Source organism: Halohasta sp. A2, from assembly GCF_056175805.1.
The window spans coordinates 22,761-33,755 of record NZ_JAQFWV010000031.1 but is presented as its reverse complement, the minus strand read 5'-3'; the positions used below and the strand labels follow the sequence as shown (position 1 = coordinate 33,755).

Genomic DNA, 10,995 nt, shown 5'->3' with positions numbered 1-10,995 from the left:
ATAGAACCGAAAGACCGTGGTTGCTTGGCGCGATACATCCAGTTGGTGCGGGGTTTGTGGGCACAGCAAACTATCCGCACCTTTCTCCCAAAAAACTGAGAGATAGCAGTGCTGCTGACCAGCACTGTGACAGTTCGACCATAACTTCTCAGCTTTCATTCACGAACGACTGACTCAGAATCACACTTCACTTGGAAGTACGAGTGGGTGAATAGTTATAAACGATGTTGTACTTGGACGTCGTATGGAGTCCTCGCCGACCCGGCGGCGAACGTTACAGCTCGGTGGAACGGCTCTCTTGGCCGGGCTCGCTGGCTGTTTAAATAGTGATTCCCCGGACCGAACGCTGGATTTCTCCGGGATAGATCGCCTCGATGACGAGCAACTGCCGGATCGACAGCAGTATGCTACACGAGACGCACGCTATCCGTTCTTTCGTCGGTACGATGCAGATGATGCCACGAAGGTACTGATTCTCCTCCATCGGTCTGGGTTCGACAGTCGCTCGCTGCAACGAGTCGCGACTGCGATTTCGGAGGCGGGCGTCGCCCACGTCGTGACACCGGACCTCCGAGGCCACGGCCCCGATCCCAAAACCCGCGGCGATATCGACTACCTCGGCCAGCTGACTGACGATGTGAGGCATTTGATCAAAAGTGTCGAGAAAATCTATCCGGACTCGACCGTTATCGTTGGTGGCCACGGAGCTGGTGGGGGACTGGCAGTCAGGTTTGCGTCGTCGGCTCACCGGTCGCTGGCCAACGCGTATCTGTTAATTGCTCCCTATTTCGGCCCGGATACGTCGACCACGCGGAAGGCAGCCGGCGGCTGGGCCGAGTTTCTGATGGACCGTCTCGTCATGCTCAGAATCCTCAGCGGCTTCGGTCTAACGAGCTACACCGACATGAATGTCGTCGAGTTCAATATGCCCGAGGAGGTCCGTGACGGAAACGAGACGCTGTCGTACAGCTACCGACTGTTCGCTTCGTATGTTCCCGACAACGAGGAGAAATCGGTACTAGAGATGGATGGCACACCCACACTCACTGTCGTCGGCAGCGATGACGATATGATCCTCGCTGATGGGTACGAACCGCTGTTTGCCGATCACACCACTGCCTCGATCGAGACCGTCGACGGGACTACGCATATGGGTACAGTGCTCGATTCGGAGGCGTTCAAGCCGATGATCGAGTGGCTTGACGAGCTATCAGTCTGACTCTGGCTCAGGATGATTCCTTCTTGTTGTCGAGATTCAGTAGCAGTTTCTTTGTAGCAGCCGACCAAATACGAGCCAATGAGTCGTTCCGTTGTCGTTGTTGGCGGTGGACTGGCCGGACTCGTCGCCGCCCGACATCTCGCTGATGGCGGCGTCGACGTCACGCTCTACGAACAGCGCGAGACGGTCGGTGGCCGTGTCCGTTCTCGCCAACGGCGGGGTTGTACCTTCGATTACGGGTTTCAGGTGCTGTTCACCGCCTATCCTGCGGTTCGTCGCGAACTCGATCTCGACGCGCTCGATCTCCGGCCGTTCAAACCGGGGGCCGTGATCGCTCGTCCCGGAAAGCGCTCGGTTCTCTCAGATCCACTTCGCGATCCGAAAGCCACCCTCGCAAGCCTGACCAACACCGAGGTGTCGACGACCGACAAACTCAGGACGCTCGCGCTCCGGCAGGATCTTTCGACCCGTGAGTACGAATCGTTGTTGCGGCGACCCGACGCTTCGATCCGCGAGTGGCTCCGCGAATGGGGCTTTTCCGGGCGGTATCTCTCGAACTTCATCGCTCCGTTTTACGGTGGTATCACGCTCGACCGGTCGCTGAACAGCTCAAAACGTGTTTTCGAGTACACGTTCAAAGCGCTCAGTGAGGGCCAAAGCGTACTTCCGGCCGACGGAATGGGCGCGATCAGCCGCCAACTGGCAGACCGCGCCCGTGAGTCGGGCGCGACCATCGAAACCGGCGAGGCCGTAACCGAACTCAACCGGAAGCGTCGACACGCCGTCGTCGAGACCGACGAGGACAGACGTGCGGTCGACGCGGTCGTCGTCGCCACCCCACCCACGGTCGCCGCCAGACTCACCGGCAACGACGAGATCCCGACCGAAGGTATCGGCTGTGTCACCCAGTACTACCGACTCCCCGATAGCCCGCCGCTCGACACCGGCAAGCGACTGTTGTTGAACGCGGGTGGAGTTGCACCCAACACCGTCGTGCCACTCTCGGAAATCGCACCCGAGTACAGTACCGGCTCGGATCTCCTTTTAAATGCGAGCTTCCTCGATGAAGCCTTGTTCGAGACGGCAAGCGAAACACTGGCGGAAAAAACGCGCGAAGCGCTCGCCTCGTGGTATCCTGACCGCGAGTTCGACCGACTCGAACTCCTCGAAACCGACCGTATCCCCTTTGCACAGTTCGCCCAACCGCCGGGCGTCCACGACTCGCTGCCCGACGTGCGCGAGGGGGGTCGACGAACGTATCTTGCGGGCGAGTACACCGAATGGTCGTCGATCCAAGGCGCGATGAAAAGCGGTCGTAAGGCCGCCGAAGCGGTGTTAGAAGACTTTTAACTTCGGTTAGGGAGTGATTACGGCCCGGCCTTCGATCTCGCCGTGTTCGAGTTTTTCGGCGACCTCGTTGATCTCGCCGAGGTCGTACTGGCTGGTGTGGAGTTCGACGTCGCCGCGGTCGACCAGCGCCATCAACTCCTGAAGCTCGGCGTACTTGCCGACCAGGGTGCCCCGGAAGCCGAACTCGCCGCTGACCAGTGTCTGGGCTGGCTGGTGGATGTGGCCGCCGTAGCCAACGATATGGTGGTCGGCGGTACCGGTGGCGATCTGTGGGCCCAACTCCGTGGTCTCGTCGCGGCCGACGAAGTCGATGATCTGGTGGGCACCGACGCCGTCGGTCAGATCCAGAACCTCCTGGACGATGTCGTCGTCGGTCGGATCCAGCGCATGGTGGGCACCGAGGTCGCTCGCCAGCTCTCGGGCCTCCCGTTTGATATCGAGGGCAACGATGTTGACAGGGCTCATGGTCTCCAAACACTGGAGGCCGATATGCCCGAGACCGCCAACACCCATGACGACGGCCGTATCGCCCGGATTGAGTTTTTTGCTCGCTTTTTTCACAGCGTGGTAGGCCGTGATGCCCGCATCCGCGTGGGGTGCGATGGTGGTCGTATCAGCTCCCTCCGGCAGCGGGATGACTGCCCGGTCGGACGTGAGCAGATATTCGGCGAACCCTCCATCTGTCGTGAGCCCGGGAAACGAGAGGTTTTCGCAGTGCATATCCTCGCCCAGCCGACAGGGCCGACACGTCCCGCAGGTCATCACCGGGTGGCAGATCACCTTGTCTCCCACGTCGACGGTTTCGACCTCCGAGCCGATCTCGACGACCTCGCCCGCGTTTTCGTGGCCGAGTGTCATCGGCAGGGTTTGTTCGACATAGTCGGTCCACATTCCCTCGATAATGTGATTATCTGTCTGACACCACCCTGCGCCTTCGACCTCAACGACGACGTGATTCGACCGTTCGGCGCTCGGTCGCTCTACGTCTTCGATGTCCAGTGCCTCGCCCATTTCGTGAGTATACTCATTGAGTCTGGCTGCGTCCATGATCCATGCTATCAGTCGAACCAATCTGCATTATAGTTTCTTACAAAAAGGATGGGTGCTTTTGTGAACACGAGCTAGCCTCGTTCGGGATATTGGCAATCGCTACGACTCACAGGAGTCGACGGAACGACTCGAGCGGCGGAAATTCTAGGGCCCTGTTTCGATCCGAATCCCAGACGACCGGTCGAAGCGAGTCGGTCGACGAAATCATCGGCGAGAGCAACTCGCTGGCTCGTCGGTGGTTTAGTTCGACCCCACGGGCCAGCCGAGAAAACGCTGGCAGCACGACCAGTTCGGTACCACGGTAGCCCGTAGGGTCGACACAAAAACAGGGGCGCTTGTGGCCCTCGATGGTGATCGCAGGGTGATCGTGGCCGATGAGGTACCGCTCGCCACGCAGCTCGGGCTCCTCGTGGCCGTGACAGACAACTGTCCCATCGTCAAGTTTAATCACCGACTCGACTGAGGTGGGCCAGACTGACGCCAACAGTGTGTCGTGGTTGCCAGCGATCGCAACCGGTTCGACGCCATCGTCGACACAGTCTTTATAAATAGAATTGAGTGTTCGATCAACGCCGTCAGGTATAGACGAAAACCGATGGAGTAGGTCGCCTGCAAACACGATTTTGGTGGGCGCGAACGTTGACCGCAGCGCCGAGAGCCGATCGAGTAGGTCGCTCGACTCGCCGAGCGGGGCCGAGACGTTCGCGGCCGCCTGTCGACCGACGTGAAGATCCGCAACGACCACCGTCTCGGTCGACCCCAGGTAGACCGCCCGATCACTGAAGGCGATGTCGTCCACAGAGACGTCTCAGTAGGCAGCGGCTAAAACGCCACTGCACCCGCGCCCGCGGGGCTTTTAATCTCCCCGGACAGACAGTGGGATATGAGCGACGCACTGGCCGACAAGCGAACCGCCACCCGGTTTCGCGTGTTGGTTGAGATCGCTGACCGTCAACCAGCCGTGAGCCAAGGCGAGATCGCCGACGCTGTCGGCGTCACCAGCCAGGCGGTCAGTGAGTACATTCGTGAGTTGGTCGACGACGAGCTCGTGACTAAGGAGGGCCGCTCGCGCTACTCGGTAACCAAAGAGGGCGTCGACTGGCTGTTTCAGCAGGCCAAGTCGCTCCAGCGGTTCGCCGAACACGTCACCGGCGACGTGCTCGGGACGGTCCAAGAGGACACCGCCATCGCAACCGCTCGCATCAAGGCTGGCCAGACGGTCACCATCTCGGTTCGAGACGGACTCCTGCACGCCACGCCGGGCGAGTCGGGACCTGCGACCGGCGTCGCGACGACCGATGCCGCCGAAGGAACCGACGTCAGCGTCACCGCGTTCGAGGGCGTGATCGAGATGTCCACCGGCACGGTCACTGTCGTCCAGGTCCCGCCGACCCGCGAGGGCGGCAGTCGCGCCGTCGACACCGAGGAGCTCGACGACACCTGCACCGGTACCGACCTTATCGTCGCTGCAGGCGTCGAAGCAGTTGTCTCGCTTCGGGCAGTCGACAGAGAGCCCGCCGTTCGTGTCGCCGCCGGAGCCGTCGCAGCGGCGGCCGCCGCGGTCGGCCAAACGGTCGTCGTGGTTGCGTCGACCGATACGATCGGTCGCGTAACTGATGCGCTCAGGGATAGCAACGTCTCGTACGAAGTAACGAACCCGGTAGCCTGAGACTACCGCTCGGAAACGGGTGTATTCCAGCGGTCAGTACACGCTGACGTCGTCGAACCGTCCCTCGTAGAGGAGGTTCCGGGGATGGGTCGGTTCGTCGCCCGACAAAAGGAGCCGGTCGACTTTCTGCCAGCTGTTTTCGTACAGGAGGTGTGAAAACTCCAGCGCGCCACGAACCCGATGGCCGATCCCTGCACGATGTTGGACCCGGCGCGGGGCGTTCGATCTGAGCGCGTCTACAAGCGCGGTTTCGCTCTCGATTTCGGTTTCGAACAGCGTCCACGCCTCGCCGATCGTCGACGTGAGATGGGCGTACGACGAGCCGAAGCCGGGAAGGTCAAGCTCGCCAGCGATTCGCTGGCCCTTGTGATTCTGTGAGGCCAAGAGCTTCGCGTTGTAGGTTTCGACCGCATCGATTCGGGCAGCGTGGGCGCGGATCTCCGGCCACGTCAGGCTCACGTTCATAAACGCGGGGTGCGGAACTAGGACGGCTGCGTTCTGTCGGTCACAGTCGGCCAGCGCCGCTTCGAACGTAATGAAATCGGCAATCGGTTCGGACAGCCCGACTGCCAACAAGTGTCGACGGTTGTTCCAGTCGCCGGTGAACAGTTCACGCGCCGGAACGACCAAGAGCTCGTCGTCGGTGTAGGCGGCGGCTTTTCGTTGGATCTCAGGCAGCCGAGTGAAATGCGGAGCGTAGACAAGCACGTCAATGTCACGCCGTTTTGCACGCGTGGCGACCTCGTCGGTGAGGATCTTGGTGTGCATGTCGACGCGGGTCTGGTTCGACGCGGTCACAGCAATCCGTACCGACTCCGAGCATTTGTGACTGCCGCTTTCGCTGAATAGACACTATCACAGCACCAGTTAGGATGATGGCCACTCTCAAACGTGACGATCAAAGCACGCGTTGGACGAGTGTCTGACACACAATAACGGTTAAACCGTCCGGGGCCAAGCGGTTGTATATGTCAGGATGGCGCTGTGGAATCGGCGACTGTGAACAGGGGTTTTCGGATGTCGAGTCGCTGATCATTCACCAGACAACTGAACACGACAAACACGAGTGTCAGGTGTGTGGAACGCTTATTCCGGATGGATATTTCGCGATCCGACACGCCTTCGACGAACACACGCGCGCGGAGTACGTTCGCGCCTACGACGCTGATTCGGCCGCCGTCCGCAAGCGCGAGGCGGTCCAACGCGAGATCGAAACCACCGCTGATCTCAGCGCTGTCGTCGACGAACTCGAAAACCAGTCACCGTAACACCAACTCAGCCGATTGTCGCTATCGTTCGTCGCTATCCAACACGCGGATCTGGTCACCGCGGACGGTGACCGGAATCGGAACCGTTGCTTCGTAGAGTTCGACAGTCACCTGGTCTTTACCCTCGTCGATTCGCTGGACGCGGGCCTTTTCTCCTTTAAATGGTCCGGCAACGAGTTCGACGATATCGCTTTCGGTGATCCCTTCGACATCGGGCGTCGGCGAAAGGAAGTGTTCGACCTCGGCGATCGTCGAGTTCCCCGGAACGATCGAGCGGGCGTGTGGAATCTCTTCGAGCAACCGTTCGAGCACGGCTGTGCCGTCGGCTTCGACCATCACGTAGCTCGTTAGCGAGTCCGGCGAGAGCACCGCGTGAACCTCGTCTTCTTCCTTCGTGGCAATCATATCGGCGACTGTCTGTTCCTGTCGCGCGGTGGTTTTGACGGCGAAAATACCCATCAGACACCACCGGGTAGGAAGCTCATAATCGTGAAGATGACAAAGCCGATGAAACCGATGAGGGCGATGCCCGCACCCGCGATTTTCGAGACCTGTGAGAACTCTTCCCACGACGGCGTACTCGCCAGTTTTAGCACGCGAATGTAGCTGTTGAGATCGTACGGGACGTTCATGTTACGCGGTCGTTTGGTGTCGAGCGTTTTCTATCTATTGGTCCCAACCCACCCCCGTCGACAACGGTCGACCCAATCAGTGCGACAGCTGGTTCCGCTCGTCGATTCAGTCAACGCACTGGGTTCCGAACAGGTGAGCTCGATGGTAGAAAATGTACTACCGTATCGTGTTTATAAGCAAGTCGTGTATCTAACTGAACCGCGAGAACAGCGTTATTCGACGTAATCGATATCGTCGGCGTCGTCGACTGGTTCGGCCTGCACGGGCTGTTGTGGTTGCGTGTTCGCGGTAACCGTCTCGCTACTCCCGTAGATCTGTGGAGAGTCGACGCCGGTAACGACGATCATCGTCCGCATACTGCCGTCGAGCTCCTCGTCGATCGATGTCCCCCAGATGATCCGGGCGTCGGGGTCGATGCGGTCGTAGATCTCTTCGACGACACCTTCTGCCTCTTCGATGGACATATCGTTGCCACCAGTGACGTTGACCAGCGCAGAGTTCGCTCCCGAGATGTCGACGTCGAGCAACGGCGAGCGAAGCGCGCTTTTGACCGAGTCTTGCGCCTTCGAGTCAGAGTCGGACTCGCCGAGGCCGATCATGGCGACACCGCCTTTCTCCATGACGGTCCGAACGTCAGCGAAGTCGAGGTTGACCAACCCTGGTTTCGTAATGAGCTCGGTAATCCCCTTGACCGAGCGCATCAGCACCTCGTCGCTGACCTGGAAGGCTTGACGGACCGGCATCTTGCCGACCGCATCGAGCAGGCGATCGTTGGGGACGACAATGACGGTGTCGCTCACGTCGCGAAGGCGTTCGAGTCCGGCCTCGGCGTTCGTCCGGCGGACCTCACCCTCGGCGGTAAACGGTGTCGTGACGATCGAGATGGTCAGCGCACCCGAGTCGCGCGCGGCCTTGGCGACCACTGGTGCCGAGCCCGTACCGGTACCGCCACCAAGTCCGGCGGTGACGAACACCATGTCGGAGCCCTCGATGGCGTCGTAGATCTCCTCTTGGCTTTCGAGGGCGGCCTCTTCGCCCACTTGTGGAAGCGAGCCAGCGCCGCGTCCCTGGGTTTTCTGCTGGCCCATCAGGATCTTGGTGTCGGCCTCGATGTTCACGAGGTGTTGAACGTCGGTGTTGGCGGCGACCAGTTTCGCACCGTGAATTCCCTCTTCGAACATCCGGTTGACGGTGTTGCCGCCGCCGCCACCACAGCCGACGACCGTGATATCGGTCTGGAGGTCTTGGAGGACGTCTCTGAGTTCTTCGTCGGTCATCGTACCCGACCGTGGTGCGCCGCCGGAGTGGCCAGCCCCATTGAATTCCTCGGATGCGCCTGTCTCTGCATCCTCGGCCTCGTCGATCGCATCCTCAACGATAGAGTCCATCAGTATAACCGTGCCTTGCAGACCGAGCGTATTTATCTTTCCCCATTTGTCAGACAGTCGTCTGACCAAACCGGTTCTTTCGGGTGACTACTGGTCTACTTCGCGGGGTTTGGGTTCGGGTATCGAAAACCGGTCGACCTGTCTGCTCTCGACGACGTGGGGTTTGATAGTCCGGCCATTGATTGTCACCGACTCGCCGGCAGCCAGCCTTCCGAAGGCGGGACCCTCGGGCACACCAAGCGTTTGGGCCTTCTCGGGATCGAAGCTCGTCTGGCGCGCAAGAACCTCGCCGTCGCGACGTTCGACTGTCTCGTATTTCGCTGCCAGCAGGTCGATCAGTCGGTCGATCAGTCGATCGAATCCTCGGATTTCGGCCACTACGGCCCGGCCAGCCGGCAGCGTTCCACCTTCGACGGTCTCGAAGGCGATGGTATGCTCGACGAGTGCCTCCCATGCGGCGTCGGAATCGAGGCCGTTTGCGGCAGCGATCAACTCCTCGGGAAGGTCGACGACGAGCCAGCCATCGTCGGCTTCGGCTTCGATCTCGCCGAACCGAAGCCCATCGTCGACCGTCGAGAGCTCGCTTTCGAGTTCTGAGACCACCGGTAGGGGTCGACTACCGACTTCTTGGAGCCAGGTTTCGGAGACGACTCGGTAGCCGAGGTCAGTTATACTCCGTTTCAGTTCGGGCTGCTCGCCGTCGACGACCGCCAGCTCAGCCGCACTCGCCTCGAAGGTGGCATCGATCACCTCTCGGTTGGCGTCGGGGTCGCCCATCGCATCGAGTTGCCACTCGGAACCGATGTGGCCGACGGCCCACTCGCTGTCAGCGACGAGCCGAGTACACCGTGGCGTGTAATGGCCACCACCGAAGCCGACCACGTGTCGTGGGCCCTCGTCGTCGACTGGCCGATGGTCGGCCGACGCGTCTCCGAGTTCGAGCACGGCGTCGGCGACTGCCCGTGCGCCCGCAGGGTCGTCCCACTGTGGCTGGCTGCTGCCGAGTTCGACGAACAACGAGGGGACCGACGGGTTCGTCGGGCCGTGGTGGGTGCACTCGATGCCCACGTCGTAGCCTGCGGGGGCATGTCGACCGAGCGCCTCTATTACGACTTTCTGTGCGCCCGGTGCGGCGCGGGCGAACGCACCCGGTTGGCCGCCGTAGTCGGCGGGACCGAAGTTCCCGGTGAAGTGTGCGGTCAGGAGTCGACCCGTCTCGCCGGCGTGTTTCGAGACGAACACCAGACATTCGAGCTCCTCTGGGTGTGTAAATGCCGATTCAGGCGAATCCAACTCGACGTGGATTCGTTCAAACGTCCTGTACTCGAATCCCTCGCGCCGGTAGTAGACACCGCCACCGTTCTCGTCAGGGCGGCTGTCGTCGACATCTCGGCTCCACCCCTCGCGGTCCAGCAACTGCTCGCCGATGTGTGTCGATGCGGGGTCGGCCCGGCTGACAACGATCCCAATCACGACTCTCGCTCGGTGGTCGACCCGCAAAACGCCACCGGCTTGTCGGCCGGCGTCGACTCCGGGTATTTAAGAACGATCCACCTAACGAAACGGTATGGATCTGTATGGGCTGGTCGGCAACCCGGTCGGCCACTCCGTCTCGCCGCCGATGCACGAGGCCGCCTACGAGGCCCTCGGCATGGACGCTTCGTACGTCGCTTTCGAACCAGCCATCGAGGAGATCGAGGCGGCGATCACGGGAGCCGACGCGCTCGGTATCGCAGGGCTCAACGTCACGATTCCGTTCAAACAGGACGTGTTGGCAGTGGTCGATCCCGACCCGCTCGCCGAGCGGATTGGTGCGGTCAACACGATCGACTTTCGGGCCGGCGAGCCACCGCACGGCTACAATACGGACGCGATCGGCGTCACACGATCGTTTTCGCACCACGGTGTCGACCTCGGTGGTCGGAAAGCGGTTGTCGTCGGCGCTGGTGGAGCGGGTCGGGCCGCAGCCTTCGGACTCGCCGACGGCGGCGCTGAGGTCCACATCGCCAACCGGACGGTCGACCGGGCGATCGAACTCGCTTCGGCTGTTCCGAACGCTTCCGGTGGGAGCCTCGAAACGCTGGGCTCACAGATCGGCGACGCCACGCTGTTGGTCAACGCAACGAGCGTCGGCATGGAGTCCGACGAGACGCCGGTTCCGGCCGAACTACTCCACAGTGATCTCACCGTGCTCGATGCAGTGTACGCCCCACGTGAGACCCGCCTCCTTCGCGAGGCTGCTGAGACGGGTGCGACCACCATCGACGGCACATGGATGTTGCTGTTCCAAGGCGTCGAAGCCTTCGAGCGCTGGACCGGCCGCGAGGCTCCGGTCGACGTGATGATGGGAGCACTTCGAGACGCCTTGTAACCGCTATGGCTGTGTTGTGAACCGTCCACGACGATATAGCTCGAATA

At 60.9% G+C, this 10,995-nt stretch carries 12 protein-coding genes; 5 read left to right on the top strand and 7 right to left on the bottom strand.

The window, feature by feature from the left end; translation table 11 throughout:
- Positions 1-244 precede the first annotated feature (244 nt).
- Both O2S87_RS10605 and O2S87_RS10600 read left to right on the top strand, forming a co-directional pair.
- Positions 245-1,219 (top strand): alpha/beta hydrolase, encoded by a 975-nt coding sequence (locus tag O2S87_RS10605; protein ID WP_475408763.1) that lies wholly within the window; start codon positions 245-247, stop codon positions 1,217-1,219.
- Between the two features lie 78 nt (positions 1,220-1,297).
- The gene (locus O2S87_RS10600; protein ID WP_475408762.1) at positions 1,298-2,569 is read left to right on the top strand and encodes an NAD(P)/FAD-dependent oxidoreductase; all 1,272 of its coding nucleotides are present in this window, start codon (positions 1,298-1,300) and stop codon (positions 2,567-2,569) included.
- Positions 2,570-2,575: 6 nt separating this feature from the next.
- Here the strand turns inward: O2S87_RS10600 and O2S87_RS10595 are convergent, their stop codons facing one another.
- Positions 2,576-3,616: an NAD(P)-dependent alcohol dehydrogenase gene (locus O2S87_RS10595; RefSeq protein ID WP_475408761.1), complete on the bottom strand. Its 1,041-nt coding sequence runs from the start codon at positions 3,614-3,616 to the stop codon at positions 2,576-2,578.
- A 109-nt stretch (positions 3,617-3,725) separates the two neighbouring features.
- The gene (locus O2S87_RS10590; protein WP_475408760.1) at positions 3,726-4,418 is read right to left on the bottom strand and encodes a metallophosphoesterase; all 693 of its coding nucleotides are present in this window, start codon (positions 4,416-4,418) and stop codon (positions 3,726-3,728) included.
- An 84-nt stretch (positions 4,419-4,502) separates the two neighbouring features.
- On the opposite strand from O2S87_RS10590, the gene O2S87_RS10585 reads away from it, so the two are divergent.
- Positions 4,503-5,288, top strand: coding sequence for a DUF7839 domain-containing protein (locus O2S87_RS10585; RefSeq protein WP_475408759.1), 786 nt, complete (start codon positions 4,503-4,505; stop codon positions 5,286-5,288).
- A gap of 33 nt (positions 5,289-5,321) precedes the next feature.
- Here the strand turns inward: O2S87_RS10585 and O2S87_RS10580 are convergent, their stop codons facing one another.
- Positions 5,322-6,056, bottom strand: coding sequence for a PHP-associated domain-containing protein (locus O2S87_RS10580; protein ID WP_475408764.1), 735 nt, complete (start codon positions 6,054-6,056; stop codon positions 5,322-5,324).
- Positions 6,057-6,256: 200 nt separating this feature from the next.
- Between O2S87_RS10580 and O2S87_RS10575 the strand changes: the two genes are divergently transcribed.
- Positions 6,257-6,556, top strand: coding sequence for a DUF7565 family protein (locus tag O2S87_RS10575; protein WP_475408758.1), 300 nt, complete (start codon positions 6,257-6,259; stop codon positions 6,554-6,556).
- A gap of 21 nt (positions 6,557-6,577) precedes the next feature.
- Here the strand turns inward: O2S87_RS10575 and O2S87_RS10570 are convergent, their stop codons facing one another.
- The 4 genes from O2S87_RS10570 to O2S87_RS10555 all read right to left on the bottom strand — a co-directional run bounded on the left by O2S87_RS10570 (position 6,578) and on the right by O2S87_RS10555 (position 10,050).
- Positions 6,578-7,015, bottom strand: coding sequence for a transcription elongation factor Spt5 (locus tag O2S87_RS10570; protein WP_475408757.1), 438 nt, complete (start codon positions 7,013-7,015; stop codon positions 6,578-6,580).
- Entirely contained in the window at positions 7,015-7,188 is a 174-nt protein-coding gene (locus O2S87_RS10565) for a protein translocase SEC61 complex subunit gamma (protein ID WP_475408756.1), read from the bottom strand. Before O2S87_RS10565 ends, O2S87_RS10570 begins: the two co-directional genes overlap by 1 nt.
- 213 nt (positions 7,189-7,401) lie before the next feature.
- Positions 7,402-8,577: a cell division protein FtsZ gene (gene ftsZ, locus O2S87_RS10560; RefSeq protein ID WP_475408755.1), complete on the bottom strand. Its 1,176-nt coding sequence runs from the start codon at positions 8,575-8,577 to the stop codon at positions 7,402-7,404.
- Between the two features lie 87 nt (positions 8,578-8,664).
- Entirely contained in the window at positions 8,665-10,050 is a 1,386-nt protein-coding gene (locus O2S87_RS10555) for a D-aminoacyl-tRNA deacylase (RefSeq protein ID WP_475408754.1), read from the bottom strand.
- 94 nt (positions 10,051-10,144) lie between these two features.
- On the opposite strand from O2S87_RS10555, the gene O2S87_RS10550 reads away from it, so the two are divergent.
- Positions 10,145-10,948, top strand: a complete 804-nt coding sequence (locus O2S87_RS10550; protein ID WP_475408753.1) for a shikimate dehydrogenase — start codon at positions 10,145-10,147, stop codon at positions 10,946-10,948.
- Positions 10,949-10,995: the final 47 nt, after the last annotated feature.